We start from the raw sequence: 18,686 nt of genomic DNA, 5'->3' as shown, positions 1-18,686 counted from the left end.
CCAAGACCCTACGCACCTCGCGACACGGCAAACGACCACGAACGAGTGGCCTTGCCCACTCCGTTTGGACAACATGCGTAGTCATCCGACTACTCTTGGCGAACATGAAGATCGCTTTCGTCGGGAAGGGCGGCAGCGGCAAGACCACGCTGTCCTCCCTCTTCATCCGCCATCTCGCCGCCTCGCAGGTGCCCGTCGTCGCCGTCGACGCCGACATCAACCAGCACCTCGGCCCGGCGCTCGGCCTCGGCGAGGACGAGGCCGCCGCACTTCCCGCGCTGGGCGCGCACCTGCCGCAGATCAAGGAATACCTGCGCGGCGCCAACCCGCGGATCGCCTCCGCCGAGACGATGATCAAGACGACGCCGCCCGGCCCCGGCTCCCGTCTGCTGCGGCTCACCGGGGACGACGACAACCCCGTCTACGCGGCCTGCGCCCACCCCGTGGCGCTGGACGGCGGCGCGGTGCGGCTGATGGTGACGGGTCCCTTCAACGAGTCCGACCTCGGCGTGGCCTGCTACCACTCCAAGGTCGGCGCGGTGGAGCTGTGCCTGAACCACCTTGTCGACGGCCGGGACGAATACCTCGTCGTCGACATGACGGCGGGCAGCGACTCCTTCGCCTCCGGCATGTTCACCCGCTTCGACCTCACCTTCCTGGTCGCCGAACCGACCCGCAAGGGCGTCGCCGTCTACCGGCAGTACCGCGACTACGCACGTGACTACGGCGTCGCGCTCGCCGTGATCGGCAACAAGGTGCAGGGCGCGGACGACCTGGCCTTCCTCCGCGCCGAGGTCGGCGACGACCTGCTGGTGACGGTCGGGCACTCGGACTGGGTGCGGGCCATGGAGAAGGGCCGCCCGCCGCGCTTCGAGCAGCTGGAGGACGTCAACCGGCGGGCGCTGCACACCATGCACGAGCGGGCGGACGCGGCGTACGAGCGGCGCGACTGGCGGCGCTACACGCAGCAGATGGCACTTTTCCACAGGAAGAACGCGGAGAGCTGGGGAAACTCGAAGACGGGGGCCGACCTCGCGGCGCAGATCGACCCCGGTTTCGTCCTCGACGAGAGCCTGCTGGGGACCGTACCGGCGGCCGCCCGCGGCGAGTCGCTCAGCGTGCACCCGGCCTGACGGGCTCGGCGGCAGGACCCGCAGAACCCGCCGCGCCCGCAGAACCGGTTGACCCCGCAGAACCGGCAGGACCCGCAGGATCCGCGCCCGCCGCCGCGCCGCCTTCCGGCGCGCCCTCCTCCACCGCGCTCGGTGACGGCGTCGGGCGCATCAGCGCGGGCCAGCCGCCCCGCGGGGCCTGCCCGACGTCCAGGCCGCGCAGCCGCTCCAGCACCTTCGGGTCCTGCGCGTCCAGCCAGTCGGCGAGCTGCTTGAAGGACACACACCGCACGTCCGGCTTGCCGCACACGTCCCGGACGGTGTCCTCGACGGCTTTGAGGTAGGCCCCGCCGTTCCACGACTCCAGGTGGCTCGCGACGACCAGCGGTGCGCGATTGCCCTCGTAGGCGCGCGTGAAACCGGCCATCAGGCCGTCGTGCATCTGCTCCTGCCATGCGGCGTTCGCCTGCGGATCCTGGGCGCCCGCGACCGGAGTGCCGGACTGGACCGACAGGAATCCCTGGTCGGAGGCGGGCGTCTCGGTGTCCCGGCCGGGTACGGGCACCTCCTGGAGCGGGAAACGCCACAGGCCGCCGGACTTCGCGGGCCACACCTGCGGCTGCGGGGTCGGGTCGGCGAGATAGCGGAAGCCCGCCGCCACGGCCGCCGCGGGCAGGCCCGCCGGGTCCGACAGGCACGGCGGACGGCCGCCGACGACGGCCTTGGCGTAGTCGAAGGGGAGCGGATCGGCCGCGGACAGGCCGGTGTTCGTCTTCCACTGCCGCGTGAGGTCCGCGGCCTGCCGGATCTCCGCGCCCCACTCCGCCGCGGTCCACCCGCCGGACGCGGTGTCGGGCCCGTCACCACCAGCGCCGTCGGCGCCGTCCGGGGTGCCCGGGGTGTTCGGGGTGTCGACGGCCGCGCCCGCGTCCGGCCCGCAGAAGTGCCCGTTGAAAGAGGTGCCGATCTCGCTGCCGTCCGCCCAGGCGAGGCGCATCTCGCGAACGGTGTCGGCGACGGTCGCCGGGTCGGCCGGGAGGCCGGTGTCGGAGGTGCCGCGCGGGTGCCGGGGCGGGGCGTAGCGGTCCGCGTGCACGGCGGGGAGCAGGCTGACGCCGCTGACGAAGTACGTCATCGCGGCGCCGTCGCGCTCGCCGAACTCGCGGACGTACGACAGCAGCCGCCGGTCGTCCTGCGCGGCGCCGTCCCAGGAGAAGACGACGAACTGCGGCGGCCGCTCCCCCGCGCCCAGCCGTCGGGCGTCGGGTTGACGCGGCTGGGCGCCGGTGTCGGCCGTGGAGCCGTCGCCGATGAGCCGCAGCACCGGCGGGACCTGGGGCACCCCCTCGAACCCGCGACCGGCCGGACCGTCCAGGCCCGACCCGGCGGACGACGAGCAGGCAGCGGCGCCCAGGGCCAGCACCACGGCGAGCGCGGCGGCGGTGCGCAGCCGCGCGGGGGAACCGCCCCGGACGGCTCCGGCGGCGCGGACGGCGGCACAAACGGCCCGGTCCGCGGGGGCGCGGCGAGCACGGGAAGCGGGGAGCGGCTTGCGTACGGAGTGCATTCGTACCTCGCATCGCGGCAGGGCGTCGGCGTCATGTGGCCACACGCCGACCCACGCTGGCACGCTCACCCTCCGCGCCCGTTCCGCCGGGCCGTTTCATCATTCAAATCACTCGATAGACGTAAAAAAGCTGCCGGGTCAACCTCCGCACTTCACTCTCCGCATTCGATCCATTACCGTCTTTTTACTGCCTCTTGGCAGTAGTGAGTGATGACGCTGCGCCACCGAGTCCCGCCGCCCACCGAAGGAGACGGGAAGTTGAAACTCCGCACCCCGGCCCCGGCCCCAGCCCCCGCCGCGGCCCGCACCCGACCGGCCCGCACCCCCGGCGACCTGCCCGCCTCGATCACCGTCTTCCTCATCGCCGTCCCCCTCTCCCTCGGCATCGCGCTGGCCACCGGCGCGCCGCTGCAGGCCGGCCTGGTCGCCGCGGTCGTCGGCGGCATCGTCGCGGGGAGCCTCGGCGGCGCGCCGCTCCAGGTCAGCGGGGCCGCCACCAGCCTGGTCGTGGTCACCGCCGGGCTCGTCGACCGCTACGGCTGGCGCGCCACCTGCGCCGTCACCGTGCTCGCGGGGCTCGCGCAACTGCTGCTGGGCGTGCTGCGGGTGGCCAGGGCGGCGCTCGCGGTGAGCCCGGCCATCGTGCACGGCATGCTCGCCGGTATCGGCGTGGTCATCGCGGTGGGCCAACTGCATGTGGTGCTCGGCGGCAGCCCGCAGATCTCGGCGGTCGCCAACATCGCGGCGCTGCCCGGCCAGCTGACGGACAGCCATCCCGTCACACCGCTCGTCGGGGCGGTCACCGTCGCCGTGCTGCTGGGCTGGCCGCGGCTGCGCGACCGGCTCGGGGAGCGGATCGGCGGCCGCGCGGGGAGCGTGCTGGGGTCGGTCCCGGCGCCGCTCGCGGCGGTCGCGGTGGCGACGGCGGCGGCCGCGGGGCTGTCCGTGCCGCGCGTGGAGCTGCCCGCGTGGCAGGCGCCCGGACTGCCGGAGATGCCGGACGGGCCGGTCCTCGGCGTCGTCGCGGTGGTCCTGACGGTGACGCTGGTGGCGAGCATGGAATCGCTGCTGTCGGCGCTCGCGGTGGACGCCCTGCAGGCCGCCCGGGAGCCCGCGGCGCAGACCCCACCGGTCCGGCTGGACCGCGAGCTGCTGGGGCAGGGCGCGGCCAACGTGGTCTCAGGTCTGCTGGGCGGGCTGCCGATCGCGGGCGGCGCGATGCGCGGCTCGGCGAATGTCGCGGCGGGCGCGCGGACGCGCCGGGCCACGGTGCTGCACGGCGTGTGGGTGCTGGCGTGCGCGGGGCTGGCCGCGGGCGCGCTGGAGGCGATCCCGCTGGCCGCGCTGGCGGCGCTGGTGATGCTGGTCGGGGTGCGCATGGTGAGCTTCGCTCACATCCGCCATGTGCGGCGGCACCGCGAATTCCCGGTGTACGCGACCACGCTGGGCACGGTCGTGGTCCTCGGCGTGCTCCAGGGCGTGGCGGCGGGCATCGCGGTGGCCGTCGTGCTGGCCCTGCGGCGGCTGACGCACACCCGGGTCACCGTCACCGTCGCCGAGGAATATGCCAGGGAAATCAAAGAAAGCCTAAAAAGCGATAAATCAGAAGAAAAAGAAGAAAGCCGGGAAAAGGTGCAGGAGGCGTGTGCGCGGGTACGGGTACGCGTGACAGGGCAGTTGACCTTTCTCGCGGTGCCGCGGCTGACGCGGGCACTCGCGCAGGTACCGGACGGGGCGGAGGTGGCGGTGGAGCTGGACGGGTCGTTCATGGACCACGCGGCCTCCGAGGCACTGCGCGGCTGGTGCGCGCGGTACCGCGGCCGCGGCGGCCGGGTCGCGCTCGGCGACGGGGCGGGCCGCGCCCTGCGCGAGCCGGCGCCCACCCACGCGTGCCGCCCCTGGACGCCCTGGCGCAACCACCACTGCACGCGCCCCGAGCGCCATCAGGCCGCCGGCGGCGGGCAGTTGCTCGGCGGGGTCAGCGCCTTCCAGCGCCACACGGCGCCGCTGGTGCGCGAGGAGCTGGCGCGACTGGCCCGCGAGGGCCAGCGGCCGACCCAGCTCTTCCTCACCTGCGCCGACTCCCGGCTGGTCACGAGCATGATCACCTCCAGCGGGCCGGGCGATCTGTTCACGGTGCGCAATGTGGGCAATCTGCTGCCGCCACCCGGTTCGGACGCCTCCTGCGACTCGGTGGCGGCCGCCGTCGAGTACGCGGTGGAGGTGCTGGAGGTCGGCAGCATCACCGTGTGCGGACATTCGGGCTGCGGGGCGATGGCGGCGCTGCTGGCCTCGGCCCACGAACCCGACGCGCAGGCCCCACCGCAGGAGCCGCGCGAGCCGGATCAGCCGGATGAGCCGCATCGGCCCCCTGAGCCGCGCGAGCCCGACGCGCAGACCCCGCTGGCCCGCTGGCTGCGGCACGGGCGGCCGAGCCTGGCCCGGATGGCGCGGGGCCCCGGCGGCGCGGACGGCGGGGCGGCGCTGGCCGACCGCCCGGTCGCGGACGACCACGAGGCGCTCAGCCTGGCCAATGTCGTGCAGCAGCTCGACCACCTGGCAGCGCACCCGGGGGTGGCCCGCCGCATCGCCGACGGGCGGCTCCAGCTGCACGGGATGTACTTCCACGTGGGCGAGGCCCAGGCGTATCTGCTCGATCGCGCCTCTGGCATATTCACCGCAGTACGGCCGGACCCCGCACCTCTTTCGCACGACCCCGCACCCGTGGCGGAGGCCGCGGCCCCGGCGCCCCCGGCAGTACCGCCGACGGCGCCGGATGGCGACGGCCCGGCGGCGTACGGACTGACCACAAAGGTCTAAACCACTTCCGGGCGAACCCTTGTCAGGGTGCCCCGCGGACTGGTGAGGTAGTGGCGGGACATCTGGGAGACCCTGACAAGGAGCTGGCGTGAGCAGCAATGAGAGCCTGGCCAACCTGCTGAAGGAGGAGCGGCGCTTCGAGCCGCCTGCGGAGCTGGCCGCCGCCGCCAATGTCACCGCGGCGGCGTACGAGCAGGCCGCGGCCGACCGGCTGGGCTTCTGGGCGGAGCAGGCCCGGCGGCTGACCTGGGCGACCGAGCCGACCCAGACGCTGGACTGGTCGAACCCGCCGTTCGCCAAGTGGTTCGCGGACGGCGAGCTGAACGTGGCGTACAACTGCGTCGACCGGCACGTCGAGGCCGGCCACGGCGACCGTATCGCCCTGCACTTCGAGGGCGAGCCGGGCGACAGCCGGGCGATCAGCTACGCCGAGCTGAAGGACGAGGTCTGCCGCGCCGCGAACGCGCTGGCGGAGCTGGGCGTGGGCAAGGGCGACCGGGTCGCGGTCTACCTGCCGATGATCCCCGAGGCGGTCGTGGCGATGCTGGCCTGCGCGCGGATCGGCGCGGCCCACTCCGTCGTCTTCGGCGGCTTCTCGGCCGACGCCGTCGCGTCCCGTATCGACGACGCCGACGCCAAGCTGGTCATCACCGCGGACGGCGGTTACCGGCGCGGCAAGCCCTCCGCGCTGAAGCCCGCCATAGACGACGCGGTCGCGCGCACCCCGCAGGTCGAGCACGTGCTGGTGGTCCGCCGCACCGGGCAGGAGGTGGCCTGGACTGCGGGTCGCGACCTGTGGTGGCACGAGGTCACCGGCCGCCAGTCGACCGAGCACACCCCGGAGGCCTTCGAGGCCGAGCACCCGCTGTTCATCCTCTACACCTCGGGCACCACGGGTAAGCCGAAGGGCATCCTGCACACCTCCGGCGGCTACCTGACGCAGGCGAGCTACACCCACCACGCCGTCTTCGACCTCAAGCCCGAGACGGACGTCTACTGGTGCACCGCCGACATCGGCTGGGTCACCGGGCACTCGTACATCGTCTACGGCCCGCTCTCCAACGGCGCCACCCAGGTGATCTACGAGGGCACCCCGGACACCCCGCACCAGGGCCGCTTCTGGGAGATCGTGCAGAAGTACGGTGTGACGATCCTCTACACCGCGCCCACCGCGATCCGCACGTTCATGAAGTGGGGCGACGCGATCCCGGCGAAGTTCGACCTGAGCAGCCTGCGCGTGCTCGGCAGCGTCGGCGAGCCGATCAACCCCGAGGCGTGGGTCTGGTACCGCGAGAACATCGGCGCGGGCAAGACCCCGGTCGTCGACACGTGGTGGCAGACGGAGACGGGGGCGATGATGATCAGCCCGCTGCCCGGCGTCACCGCCGCCAAGCCCGGCTCGGCGCAGACCCCGCTGCCCGGCATCGCCGCCACCGTCGTGGACGACGAGGGCAACGAGGTGCCCGACGGCTCCGGCGGCTACCTGGTGCTGACCGAGCCGTGGCCGTCGATGCTGCGCACCATCTGGGGCGACGACCAGCGCTACCTCGACACCTACTGGTCCCGCTTCCCCGGGCGCTACTTCGCGGGCGACGGCGCCAAGAAGGACGACGACGGCGACATCTGGCTGCTCGGCCGGGTCGACGACGTGATGCTGGTGTCCGGTCACAACATCTCGACGACCGAGGTCGAGTCGGCGCTCGTGTCGCACCCGAAGGTCGCCGAGTCGGCAGTCGTCGGTGCCGCCGACGAGACGACGGGGCAGGCCATCGTCGCCTTCGTGATCCTGCGCGGCTCCGCGGAGGACAGCGCCGAGCTGGTCGCGTCGCTGCGCGACCACGTCGGCAAGACCCTCGGCCCGATCGCCAAGCCCAAGCGCGTGCTGGTGGTCTCCGAGCTGCCGAAGACGCGGTCCGGCAAGATCATGCGCCGCCTGCTGCGGGACGTCGCGGAGAACCGCGAGCTGGGTGACGTCACCACGCTCACCGACTCCTCCGTGATGGACCTGATCCAGACGAAGCTGCCGAGCGCGGCCAGCGAGGACTGACGCTGCCGCTGCCGCCCTGAGGGCGCCCCGCCGAGTGACCGGCGGGGCGCCCTCAGGCGTTGCCGCGCCCGCCCGCTCCCCGGCTCCACTCCGCCCTCCCCCCGCCCGCTCCCCGCCCCGCCCTCCGGCCGCCGCACGCACCGCCGTACGCGCCCGCCGCGCGCGCCCCCGCGCCCCTCCCGCGCGCACCGCGCCGCTCGCACCACCCCGGGCGCGCGCCCCTCCCCCGTCCGGGCCAGCACAAGGGTTCGCCGCCCGCGGGTCCGGGGCAGGCTGGGAGGGCGACGCGGACCCGCGGACGGGGCAAGCATGCCCCTACGAAGGGTGCCGCCGCTGAACGCGCCCAGGAGGTCGCCCGTGCCCGAGCCGCGGCGCCGCCGCCCCGCCGTCCTGCTCGGCCGCCTCCCGCTCCCCGAGCGCAACGCCCTCCTCGACGCCCTGCGCGCGGAGACCGTCGGCGGCGTACTGCTCCTCGCGGCCGCGGCCGCCGCCCTGATCTGGGCGAACACCGCCGGGCACGGCTACGAGACCGCCGTCCACCACCCCATCGGCCCCGCCGCCCTCGGACTGCACCTTTCCGTCGCGCACTGGGCGTCGGACGGCCTGCTCGCCGTCTTCTTCTTCGTCGCCGGCATCGAGCTCAAGCGGGAGCTGGTCACCGGCGAGCTGCGCACCCCCTCCGCCGCCGCCCTCCCCGTCGTCGCGGCGCTGTGCGGCATGGCCGTCCCGGCGGGCGTGTACGCGGTGACCGCCGCGGCGGGCGGCGGCTCGCTGCGCGGCTGGGCGGTGCCGACGGCCACCGACATCGCGTTCGCACTCGGCGTGCTCGCCGTCATCGGCACCGCGCTGCCCGCGGCCCTGCGCGCCTTCCTGCTCACCCTGGCCGTCGTGGACGACCTGTGCGCGATCCTGGTCATCGCGATCTTCTTCACCTCCACCATCAACGTGGCCGCCCTGGTCGGCGCCGCCGCGTGCCTGGTGCTGTTCTGGGTGCTGCTGCACGCCCGGGTACGCGGCTGGTACGTCTATGTGCCGCTCGCCCTCGTGACGTGGGCGCTGACGCTCAACAGCGGGATCCACGCGACCGTCGCGGGCGTGGCCATGGGCCTGATGCTGCGCTGCACCCCACGCCGGGGACCGGGAACGGGAACGGGGCGAGGACCGGGTCCGGACGCCGGTACGGACGCGGGTGCCGGTACGGGCGCGGGCGCGACCGCGGCCGGGCCCTCGCAGGCCGAGCACGTCGAGCACCTGCTGCGGCCGCTGTCGGCGGGGCTCGCGGTGCCGCTCTTCGCGCTCTTCAACGCCGGTGTCGCGGTGTCGGCGACGGCCCTGTCCGGCGTCTTCACCCAACCGGAGACGCTGGGCGTCGTGCTCGGTCTGGTGGCGGGCAAGACCGTGGGCATCTTCGGCGGCACATGGGCCGCCGCCCGCTTCACCCGCGCGACCCTCAACCCCGACCTGACCTGGCCGGACGTCTTCGCGCTGGCCGCGCTCGGTGGTATCGGCTTCACCGTGGCGCTGCTGATCGGCGAGCTGGCCTTCGCGTCCGACCCCGCGCTCACCGCCGAGGTCAAGGCGGCGGTGCTGGTCGGCTCGGTGGTCTCCGCGCTGCTGGCCTCGGTTCTGCTCAAGCTGCGCGACACGACCTACCGGCGGCTGGCGGAGGACGAGGAGCGCGACGAGGACGGCGACGGCGTCCCGGACGTCTACGAGGCGGGCGACCCCGCCTACCACCTCCGGATGGCCGAGATCCTGGAGGCGAAGGCCGCCGAGCACCGCAGGCTCGCCCAACTGGCCCGCCACGACAGCGGACCTGACACGATCTGAGGCATGATCGGGACAGCGGACGGTCGAACCGCCACGGAACGGGCCGCTCGACAGTGGACGACACAACGACGGAGGACGACGCGATGAGCGCAGCCCACAACGGTGACAGCCGCAGCATCGGGCAGCTGTTCGCGGCCGCCACGGCGGAGATGAGCGCCCTGGTGCACGACGAGATCGCGCTGGCCAAGGCGGAGCTGCGGGCGGACGCCAAGCGGGTGGCGATCGGCAGCGGCGCGATGGTCGCCGCGCTGGCGCTCGCGCTGTTCTCCGTGCCGATGCTGAGCCTGGCGGCCGCATGGGGCCTGAAGGCGCTCGGCATCACCACCGGCTGGGCGTTCCTGATCGTCTTCGGCGCGTACGTGTTCCTCGCGCTGCTCATCGGCGCGATCGGCGTGCTGCGCTTCAAGGCCGTCAAGAAGCCGGAGCGGTCCATCAACTCGGCCAAGCAGACGGCCGCGGTGCTGCAGAAGGCCAAGCCCCGTCCGCGCGGGCTGGCGGACGGCGCGGCGCTGCGCGGCGGCGCCACCGAATCGTCACGTTCCGGACGCGTGCTGCCCCCCGCGGACGCCCCGGTGAAGGCGAAGATGTGACACGCTCTGGGGCATGAACTCCGCCGAGCGCCCCGCGAATCCGTGGACCATGGGCGGGTCGAGCGCGTCGGTGATCCGGCCGGACGGCCCGTGGACCCACCGTGATGTCGCGGCCAACGGTGCCCGCTTCCACATCGCGGAGGCCGGCGACGGTCCGCTGGTCCTGCTCCTGCACGGCTTCCCGCAGTTCTGGTGGACCTGGCGGCACCAGCTCACCGCACTCGCCGACGCCGGTTTCCGCGCGGTCGCGATGGATCTGCGCGGTGTCGGCGGCAGCGACCGCACCCCGCGCGGCTACGACCCGGGCAACCTCGCCCTCGACGTCACCGGGGTGATCCGCTCGCTGGGCGAGCCGGACGCCGCCGTCGTCGGCCACGACCTGGGCGGTTATCTCGCCTGGACGGCGGCGGCGATGCGGCCCAAGCTCGTCCGGCGGCTCGCGGTCGTCTCGATGCCGCACCCGCGCCGCTGGCGCACCGCGATGCTCACCGACCTGCGGCAGAGCCGGGCCGGGGCGTACATCTGGGGCTTCCAGCGGCCGTGGATCCCCGAGCGGCAGCTCGTCGCGGACGACGCGGCGCTGGTCGGCGAGCTGATCACCCAGTGGTCCGGGCCCTCGCTGCCGGACGAGGAGGCCGTCGAGGTCTACCGGCAGGCGATGCAGATCCCGTCCACCGCGCACTGCTCGATCGAGCCCTACCGGTGGATGGTGCGGTCGATGGCCCGGCCGGACGGCATCCAGTTCAACCGCCGGATGAAGCGGCCGGTCAGGGTGCCGACGCTGCATCTGCACGGCTCCCTGGACCCGGCGCTGCGCACCGGCAGCGCGGCGGGCAGCGGGGAGTACGTCGAGGCGCCCTACCGCTGGCGGCTCTTCGACGGGCTCGGGCACTTCCCGCACGAGGAGGACCCGGCGGCCTTCTCCGCCGAGCTGATCAACTGGCTGCGGGACCCCGAACCGGACCGCTGAGCCGCCGCCCGGGAGGCGGTCGGCGCGGTCGTGGCGGTACGTGAGCGCGCGGCATCCGTCCGTGGTTCCGGGGCACCCGTCCATGAACCGGGCTCGACACGCCGGGACACGTCCGATACGACAAGCTCATGGTCATTTGGATTGCCGGACGCATAGGCCAACAGGACCACCAAACGGCGATTACGGACCAACGGGGGCGGGCACGTAGCTCGGTATGGGTTGGACGCACGACTACCGTGATGGGTCACGTACTCGCCGAAGCACCCCCGCCGCCGTCAGCAGTACGGCGCCCATGGACCTCTTCCCGCCGGGCGAGGCCCCGCTGGGGATTCCGCACATCCTCCGGCGCCGCGCCCGCTGGGTCGGCGCCCGGCTCCGCCATCCGCGCGGCTGACCGCCGCACGGGCCGGGTGGCGGCGGAGGGACGCCCCCTCCGCCGCCACCCGGCCCCGCACAGCTGTCACAGCGCGCAGCTCTCGCTGTCCACCCGCCGGTCCGCGGTGAGCCCGGCCTTCGCGTCGGGGGCGACCTCGTCGGCGGTCAGCGCGTAGCCGGTGTTGGAGTCGTCCAGCGACTTGGCGAAGACGACACCCGCGACCTTGCCGTCCGGGGTGAGCAGCGGCCCGCCGGAATTGCCCTGCCGGACGGTCGCGTACAGCGAGTAGACGTCGCGGTGGACGGTGCCGCGGTGGTAGATGTCGGGGCCGTTGGCCATGATGCGGTCGCGCACGCGGGCCGCCCGCACGTCGAAGCCGCCGTTCTCCGGGAAGCCGGCCACGATCGCGTCGTCGCGGCTGTGCTCGTCGGTGGTGGCGAAGCGCAGCGCGGGCGCGTCCAGGCCGGGCACGTCCAGCACCGCGATGTCGCGCTGCCAGTCGTAGAGCACCACCTTCGCGTCGTGCAGCCGGCCCTTGCCGCCGACCTGCACGGTCGGCTCGGAGACGCCGCCGACGACGTGCGCGTTCGTCATGACCTTGCCCGGCGCGAACACAAAGCCGGAGCCCTCCAGCACCTTGCCGCAGCCCGGGGCGGTGCCGACGACCTTGACGATGCTGCGCCGCGCGGTGGTCACCACCGGGTTGTTGACCAGCGCCGGATCGGGCGCGGGCACCGAGGTGATCGGCTCGGCGCCGAAGGTGCCGAAGACCTGCGGCAGGCCGTTCTGCGCCAGCGTGGTGCTGAAGTTGTCGAACCATGTGTCGGCCTGCGACGGCATGACCCGCGACACCCCGAGCAGCACCTTCGACGAGCGCACCTCGCGCCCTATCGTCGGCAGCGCGGTGGTGGCCAGCGCACTGCCTATGAGCCAGGCCACCAGCAGCATCGCCAGCACGTTGACCAGCGCCCCGCCGCTCGCGTCAACCGCGCGGGCGGGCGACCAGGTGATCTTCGTCCGCAGCTTGTTGCCGAGGTGCGTGGTGAACGCCTGCCCCACCGACGCGCACACGATGACGATCGCCACCGCCGTGACGACCGCGACCGAACCCGGGGTGGCGTCACCGGTCGCCTTGTCCCACAGCAGCGGCAGCAGGTAGATCGCGACGAGGCCACCGCCGACGAAGCCGACGACCGACATGACGCCGACGACGAAGCCCTGCCGGTAGCCGACCACGGCGAACCAGACAGCGGCGAGGATGAGCAGGAAGTCCAGCACGTTCACGAGGGACACGGTCTCATGGCGACCTGAGCGCGCGGGAGCGTACGGAGCAGCAGGGCAGCCGGATTCCGGCACGATCCGCCGCGCCGCGCCCCCGGGCGGGCCGTCGGCAGGACAGCGGCGCGGGCGGGGTCAGCCGAGCGGGACGGTCCGCTCCCGGTCCCAGGGGACCTCCCAGCCCGCGTAGTGCAGGATCTTGTCGATCAGACCCGCGGTGAACCCCCACACCAGGGCGTCCTGCACCAGGAAGGCCGGGCCGCGGAAGCCGCTCGGATGGGTGAGCGTCGCACGGTTGGCCGGATCGGTGAGATCGGCGACGGTCGCACGGAAGACCCGGGCCGTCTCCGCCGGATCGACGACGCCGACCGGGCTAGGCTCACGCCACCAGCCCAGCACCGGGGTGACGACGAAGCCGCTGACGGGGATGTAGAGGCGCGGCAGGACACCGAAGAGCTGGACACCGGCCGGATCGAGGCCCGTCTCCTCGCGGGCCTCGCGCAGCGCGGCACGCAGCGGGCCCGCGCCCTCCGGGTCGCCGTCCTCCGGATCGAGCGCGCCGCCCGGGAAGGACGGCTGCCCGGCGTGCGAGCGCAGGGCGGCGGAGCGCTCGATGAGCAGCAGATCGGGGCCGTGCGGGGCCTCCGGGCCCTCACCGAAGAGGATGAGCACGGCGGACTGCCGCCCGCCCGAGGCCGGGGGCAGGAAGCGGCTGAGCTGCTCGGGGCGTATCCGCTCCGCCGCGTCCGCGACCGGGGCGAGCCAGCCGGGCAGGCCCTCCCGGCTGACCTGCACGTCCGCCCCCGCGCCCCGGGCCTGGGTCATGAGGCGGCCAGCGGCGGCGCGGGCTGCCCGGGGTAGCCCGGCGGGGGCTTGAGGCGCTGGCCGGGCGCGCCGCCCTTCTCGTACTTGAGCAGCTTCTTCGCCTTCTCCGGATCCATCTCGCCCTCCCCGTACGACGGGCACAGCGGCGCGATGGGGCAGGCGCCGCACGCGGGCTTGCGGGCGTGGCAGATGCGGCGGCCGTGGAAGACGACGCGGTGCGACAGCATCGTCCACTCCGACTTCGGGAAAAGGGCCGCGACGTCCTTCTCGACCTGCTCCGGATCCTCCGACGTCGTCCACCCGAAGCGCCGCGAGAGGCGTCCGAAGTGCGTGTCCACGGTGATGCCAGGCACCCCGAAGGCGTTGCCGAGGACGACGTTGGCGGTCTTGCGGCCGACGCCGGGCAGCTTGACCAGATCCTCTATACGGCCGGGCACCTCCCCGCCGAAATCGTCGCGAAGCGCCGCGGACAGGCCTATCACCGAGCGCGTCTTGGCGCGGAAGAAGCCGGTGGGCCGGAGGATCTCCTCCATCTCCACCGGATCGGCCGCGGCCATCGCCTCCGGCGTCGGATAGGCCTCGAACAGCGCGGGCGTCGTCTGGTTCACCCGCAGGTCGGTGGTCTGCGCCGACAGCACGGTGGCGATCAGCAGCTGGAAGGGATTCTCGAAATCCAGCTCCGGATGGGCATACGGATAGACCTCGGCCAGCTCACGGTTGATCCGCCGGGCCTGCCGCACGAGCCCGGTGTGCGTCTGCGCGACCTTCGCCTTCTTCTTGACCGCGGCCGCACCGGCCGGGGCCGGGCTCGCCGCGCCACTCCTCGTCGCCATGCCGCCAGACTACGGGCCGCCACCGACACCCGGCGGTGATCCCCGCGAGCCCGTGCCGCCGGGCGCGGCGCGGGCCGCCGCGGACCGCACGCGGGGCGGCCGACCCGCCGCCGACGGTGTTCGCTGAGAGCGGAAAACGGGGTGCGGGCCCACTCGTTCGGCCGCCGAGGGCGGGGCGGGCGGCCCCCAATCGGCCCCCCGGGGCACTCCTCCGGCCCCTGATAAGACATCCTTGTGATTGATCGCACTGTTTGATACGTCATGCATCATGGGGACAACCCAGCGATGTCGACAAGGAGAGAGCTCGTGGACGACGTTCTGCGCCGTGCCCCGCTTTTCGCGGCGCTCGACGACGAGCAGGCCGCTGAACTGCGCGCCTCCATGACCGAGGTCACGCTCGCGCGTGGCGATTCGCTGTTCCACGAGGGCGACCCCGGGGACCGGCTGTACGTCGTCACCGAAGGCAAGGTGAAGCTGCACCGCACCTCCCCCGACGGCCGCGAGAACATGCTGGCCGTCGTCGGACCCGGTGAGCTGATCGGCGAGCTGTCGCTCTTCGACCCCGGCCCGCGGACGGCGACCGCCACGGCGCTCACCGAGGTCAAGCTGCTGGGCCTCGGCCACGGCGACCTCCAGCCCTGGCTCAACGTCCGGCCCGAGGTCTCCACCGCGCTGCTGCGCGCGGTCGCGCGCCGACTGCGGCGGACCAACGACGTCATGTCCGACCTCGTCTTCTCCGACGTCCCCGGGCGCGTCGCCAAGGCCCTGCTCGACCTCTCCCGCCGCTTCGGCGTCCAGTCGGAAGAGGGCATCCACGTCGTGCACGACCTGACACAGGAAGAGCTGGCCCAGCTCGTGGGCGCGTCGCGCGAGACGGTGAACAAGGCGCTCGCCGACTTCGCCGGCCGCGGGTGGCTCCGCCTGGAGGCCCGCGCGGTGATCCTGCTCGACGTCGAGCGCCTGGCGAAGCGCAGTCGCTGACCGCTGAGGTTGACCCTCGAACGCGCCGGGCGGTGCCTTGCGGTGGCCCTCGCGACCTTCTCACCATCGTGGCTGGTCGCGCAGTTCCTCGCGCCCCTGAGGTGATTGCCACCTCGCGTGGCCACGGTGTCTTCCCCCCGGCGGGGGGCTGAGCAGTTTTCCGCGCCCCGGGAAACGCTTGCCCTCGGCCGACAAGGTGTACCCCGCAGGGGGAATGCGCATGCCGCGTGGGGGGACACACCAGGGGCGCGGGGAACTGCGCGACCAGCCCACTGGCGGCGGACGGTCGCGAACGGCACCTCGGGTGGCAACCCGGGGCGTGGGGGCAGCCCCGTGCGTGAAGGGCGCTACCAGGCGAGTTGGTCGAGCTCGTCGGCGACAGCCGACACCGCTGGGCTTGCCGGGTCGATGAGGGGAAAGTGGCCGCGGCCGGGGAGCCACGCCAGCGTGACCTCCTCCCCCGCGGCGGCGGCCGCCTCGGCGTAGGCGCGGCTGACGGCCGGGGGGACCTCGTTGTCAGTGGTGCCGTGCACGATGGTGACGGCGATACCGGTGGGGAGCAGCGCGGCGGGATCGGCGTGCGGGAGCCGGGCGGCGAGGTGGTCGGGGCCGCCGAGCAGCTGGGGCACGGCGTCGGAGCACACGCCCAGCCGGATCGCCGTGGTGAGGTCGGCGATCGGGGCGAGGGCGACGACGCCCCGCAGCGGGGGAGGTGTGTCGGTGTGCCAGGGCGAGTCGGGCGGCAGGACGTGCCGCGCGGCGGCCCACAGCGCGAGGTGACCGCCCGCGCTGTGCCCGCCGAGCAGGAAGCGCCGCGGGTCCACCGTGTCCGCGCCCAGGGTGCGGAGTGCGAGTGCGGGCAGCGCGTCGACGGCGGCGGCGACGTCGTCGAAGGTCTCGGGCCAGCGCCCGGCCACGGGCGCCTCGGTGCCGTCCTGGGCGCCTTGCGGGGGTGCGCCGCGGCGGTATTCGACCGACGCCACCGCGAAGCCGTGCCGGGCCAGGTGGGCGGCCAGCGGCGAGAGGTGGGCGCGGTCGTAGCGGGCCCGCCAGGCTCCGCCGTGCAGCAGCGCGACCAGGGGCGCGCCCCGCCCGTCCCCGCGTCCCGGGGTGGGCCGGTAGAAGTCGACGACCTGCTCGGGGTGCTCCCCGTACGCCGCGGTGGCGTCCGGGGGGACGGCGGGGTGTGCGAAGGCCGACGCCTCCTCGGCGGCAGCGGCGGCCGCGGTGGCGGCGGCCACTTCCGGCCGTGGTGCGGCGGGGTTCCGGGCGGTCATCGCTCAGGCCGCCCCGGATGCGGAGATCACGTCGGCCAGCGTACGGGCGGCCCGCAGGGCGTCGGCGTGCCGGGTGTAGAGCGGGGTGAAGCCGAAGCGCAGGATGTCGGGTCGGCGGAAGTCGCCGACGACACCGCGGGCGATCAGCTCGCGCATCACCGTGCCCGCGCCCTCGCAGCGCAGCGAGACCTGGCTGCCGCGTTCGGCGTGGCCCGCGGGGGTCACGGGCTCGACGAGCCGGGGCGGGACGAGGGCGGTGACGCAGCCGAGGAAGAAGTCGGTGAGGGTGAGGCTCTTGGCGCGCACCGCGGCGATGTCGACGCCGTCCCAGGCGTCGAGGGCGGCGTCCAGGGCGAGCAGCGAGAGGATCTCGGGGGTGCCGACGCGGCCGCGCGGGGCGCCGTCGGCGGGCTGGTAGCCGGGGGCCATCTCGAAGGGGTCGGCGTGCGAGTTCCAGCCGGGCAGCGGCGAGTCGAAGAGCGGCTGGACGGCGCGGCGGACGTAGAGGTACGCGGGCGAGCCGGGCCCGCCGTTGAGGTATTTGTACGTGCAGCCGACCGCGAGGTCGACCTCGGCGGCGTCGAGCCCGACGGGCAGCGCCCCGGCGCTGTGGCAGAGGTCCCAGACGGCGAGCGCTCCGGCCTCGTGCAGCGCGGCGGTGATGCCGGGCAGGTCGTAGAGCCGCCCGGTGCGGTAGTCGACGTGGTTGACCAGCGCCGCGGCCGTGCGCTCGTCGGCCGCGGCGGCGATCTCAGCGGGCGGCACGGCCCGTACCGTGCGGCCGGTGAGCCGGGCGGCGGAGGCGGCGATGTAGCCGTCGGTGGGGAAGGTGGTGGCGTCGACGAGGATCTCGGTGCGGCCGGGCCGGGCCATCCGGATCGCGGCGACGAGCGCCTTGAAGACGTTGACGCTGGTCGAGTCGCCGACGACGATCTGGCCGGCGGCGGCGCCGACCAGGGGCGCGATACGGTCGCCGATCCGCTCGGGGGCGGTCCACCAGCCGCTCTCCTCCCACGAGCGGATGCGCAGCTCGCCCCATTCGCGGGTGACGACGTCGCCGAGCCGCGGCAGCACCCCGTGGGGCAGCGCGCCCAGCGAGTTCCCGTCGAGGTAGACGGTGGAGTCGTCGAGGGCGAAGCGGTCGCGTACGGCGGCGAGGGGGTCGGCCGCGTCCAGCTCGGCGGCGCGCGCGGCCAGGTCGTCGGCAGCGGCGGCGTCGGCCGCGGCGGCAGGCGACGGTGCGGTGGGCTCAGACATGGCTTCGGGCCGTCCACAGCTCGGGGAAGACGTTCTTGGTGGCACGTTTCTCCAGCCAGGCCACCCCCGCGGAGCCGCCGGTGCCGGTCTTGGCGCCCATCGCGCGCCGGGTGGCCACCAGGTGGTCGTTGCGCCACCGCCACACGTATTCGGCGATGTCGGTGAGGGTCTCGCCGAGCCGGATGAGGTCGGTGTCCTGGTCGGAGGCGGCGTAGACGCGCTGCCAGGCGGCCTCGACCTCGGGGTGCGGCTCGTAGTGCACGGTCGGGTCGCGGTCGAGCACGGCGGCGGGGATGCGGTAGCCGCGCCGGTCCAGCAGCCGCAGCGCCTCGTCGTAGAGGCTCGGCTCGGTGAGCGCCTTCTCCAGCTCGCGATAGGCGCGCGGGGTGCCGCGGTGCGGGACGAGCATGGACGCGGACTTCTCGCCGAGCAGGAATTCCAGCCGCCGGTACATCGCGGACTGGAAGCCGGAGCCCTCGCCGAGCGCGGAGCGGTAGGCGTTGAACTGCCCCGGGGTGAGGTGCGCGATCGGCTTCCAGGAGGCGTTCAGCGACTCCAGCTCGGGCAGGCTGCGGTGCAGCGCCGCCATCGCGGCGGGCAGGTCGTCCTGGCGCAGCGCGCGGGCGGCGGTGGTCCACTCGTGCACCAGCAGGGTGAACCACAGCTCCATGACCTGGGTCGTGACCAGAAAGGCCAGCTCGCCGGGCTCGTCGGACAGGGGGTGCTGCAGATGGGTGAGGACGGACGCCTGGACGTAGTCCTCGTACGGTGTGCTGCCCTCGAACGAGAGGTTCGGGGTCGCCGCCTCGTCGGTCGGGTGGTCGGACATGGTGTACCTCCGTGTGCGGGTACCCGGGATCACCGGGCCACGCCGCGATCATCGGCGGTGCGCGCTCATCCGGCAAGGGCAGGCCGTGTCGCGG

General features: G+C 73.8%; 15 protein-coding genes. 8 read left to right on the top strand and 7 right to left on the bottom strand.

From position 1 onward, the window contains the following. Nucleotides 1–104 precede the first annotated feature (104 nt). On the top strand, nucleotides 105–1,133 hold the full coding sequence (locus ACWERV_RS18800; RefSeq protein ID WP_452934209.1) for an ATP-binding protein: 1,029 nt from the start codon (nucleotides 105–107) through the stop codon (nucleotides 1,131–1,133). Here ACWERV_RS18800 and ACWERV_RS18795 read toward each other — a convergent pair. Further along, nucleotides 1,114–2,679: a hypothetical protein gene (locus ACWERV_RS18795; protein WP_452934206.1), complete on the bottom strand. Its 1,566-nt coding sequence runs from the start codon at nucleotides 2,677–2,679 to the stop codon at nucleotides 1,114–1,116. The genes ACWERV_RS18800 and ACWERV_RS18795 overlap by 20 nt on opposite strands. Before the next feature lie 210 nt (nucleotides 2,680–2,889). Between ACWERV_RS18795 and ACWERV_RS18790 the strand changes: the two genes are divergently transcribed. The 6 genes from ACWERV_RS18790 to ACWERV_RS18765 all read left to right on the top strand — a co-directional run bounded on the left by ACWERV_RS18790 (nucleotide 2,890) and on the right by ACWERV_RS18765 (nucleotide 11,330). Next, nucleotides 2,890–5,499, top strand: coding sequence for a bifunctional SulP family inorganic anion transporter/carbonic anhydrase (locus tag ACWERV_RS18790; protein WP_452934204.1), 2,610 nt, complete (start codon nucleotides 2,890–2,892; stop codon nucleotides 5,497–5,499). A gap of 88 nt (nucleotides 5,500–5,587) precedes the next feature. Further along, entirely contained in the window at nucleotides 5,588–7,546 is a 1,959-nt protein-coding gene (gene acs / locus ACWERV_RS18785) for an acetate--CoA ligase (RefSeq protein WP_452934201.1), read from the top strand. A 309-nt stretch (nucleotides 7,547–7,855) separates the two neighbouring features. Beyond that, the gene (gene nhaA, locus ACWERV_RS18780) at nucleotides 7,856–9,376 is read left to right on the top strand and encodes a Na+/H+ antiporter NhaA (RefSeq protein ID WP_452934199.1); all 1,521 of its coding nucleotides are present in this window, start codon (nucleotides 7,856–7,858) and stop codon (nucleotides 9,374–9,376) included. 83 nt (nucleotides 9,377–9,459) lie between these two features. After that, nucleotides 9,460–9,966 (top strand): phage holin family protein, encoded by a 507-nt coding sequence (locus ACWERV_RS18775; RefSeq protein WP_452934197.1) that lies wholly within the window; start codon nucleotides 9,460–9,462, stop codon nucleotides 9,964–9,966. A 13-nt stretch (nucleotides 9,967–9,979) separates the two neighbouring features. Continuing rightward, entirely contained in the window at nucleotides 9,980–10,936 is a 957-nt protein-coding gene (locus tag ACWERV_RS18770) for an alpha/beta fold hydrolase (protein WP_452934194.1), read from the top strand. Nucleotides 10,937–11,150: 214 nt separating this feature from the next. After that, nucleotides 11,151–11,330, top strand: coding sequence for a hypothetical protein (locus ACWERV_RS18765; protein WP_398173799.1), 180 nt, complete (start codon nucleotides 11,151–11,153; stop codon nucleotides 11,328–11,330). Nucleotides 11,331–11,396: 66 nt separating this feature from the next. Here the strand turns inward: ACWERV_RS18765 and ACWERV_RS18760 are convergent, their stop codons facing one another. From ACWERV_RS18760 to nth, 3 genes are all read right to left on the bottom strand, one after another. Further along, nucleotides 11,397–12,596 carry a MarP family serine protease gene (locus ACWERV_RS18760; protein WP_398175989.1) on the bottom strand — a complete coding sequence of 400 codons (1,200 nt, stop codon included), beginning with the start codon at nucleotides 12,594–12,596 and terminating at the stop codon, nucleotides 11,397–11,399. A gap of 129 nt (nucleotides 12,597–12,725) precedes the next feature. Then, on the bottom strand, nucleotides 12,726–13,415 hold the full coding sequence (locus ACWERV_RS18755) for an NUDIX hydrolase (protein ID WP_452934192.1): 690 nt from the start codon (nucleotides 13,413–13,415) through the stop codon (nucleotides 12,726–12,728). Continuing rightward, nucleotides 13,412–14,248 (bottom strand): endonuclease III, encoded by an 837-nt coding sequence (nth, locus tag ACWERV_RS18750; RefSeq protein WP_398173805.1) that lies wholly within the window; start codon nucleotides 14,246–14,248, stop codon nucleotides 13,412–13,414. Before nth ends, ACWERV_RS18755 begins: the two co-directional genes overlap by 4 nt. 306 nt (nucleotides 14,249–14,554) lie before the next feature. Between nth and ACWERV_RS18745 the strand changes: the two genes are divergently transcribed. Continuing rightward, on the top strand, nucleotides 14,555–15,229 hold the full coding sequence (locus ACWERV_RS18745; RefSeq protein WP_031520125.1) for a Crp/Fnr family transcriptional regulator: 675 nt from the start codon (nucleotides 14,555–14,557) through the stop codon (nucleotides 15,227–15,229). Between the two features lie 347 nt (nucleotides 15,230–15,576). Here the strand turns inward: ACWERV_RS18745 and ACWERV_RS18740 are convergent, their stop codons facing one another. From ACWERV_RS18740 to ACWERV_RS18730, 3 genes are read right to left on the bottom strand one after another with little or no spacing between them, the layout of a single operon-like run. Continuing rightward, nucleotides 15,577–16,506: an alpha/beta hydrolase family protein gene (locus tag ACWERV_RS18740; protein WP_452934189.1), complete on the bottom strand. Its 930-nt coding sequence runs from the start codon at nucleotides 16,504–16,506 to the stop codon at nucleotides 15,577–15,579. Between the two features lie 3 nt (nucleotides 16,507–16,509). Further along, a complete protein-coding gene (gene kynU, locus ACWERV_RS18735; protein WP_452934187.1) occupies nucleotides 16,510–17,763 on the bottom strand; it encodes a kynureninase in 1,254 nt (417 codons plus the stop codon). After that, nucleotides 17,756–18,592, bottom strand: a complete 837-nt coding sequence (locus ACWERV_RS18730; RefSeq protein WP_398173816.1) for a tryptophan 2,3-dioxygenase family protein — start codon at nucleotides 18,590–18,592, stop codon at nucleotides 17,756–17,758. The genes kynU and ACWERV_RS18730 overlap by 8 nt, the downstream gene beginning before the upstream one ends. Between the last annotated feature and the right edge of the window lie 94 nt (nucleotides 18,593–18,686).

Source organism: Streptomyces sp. NPDC004031 (genome assembly GCF_053604375.1).
Note: the sequence above shows the minus strand (reverse complement) of the source record. Positions and strands in the feature narration are given on the sequence as shown.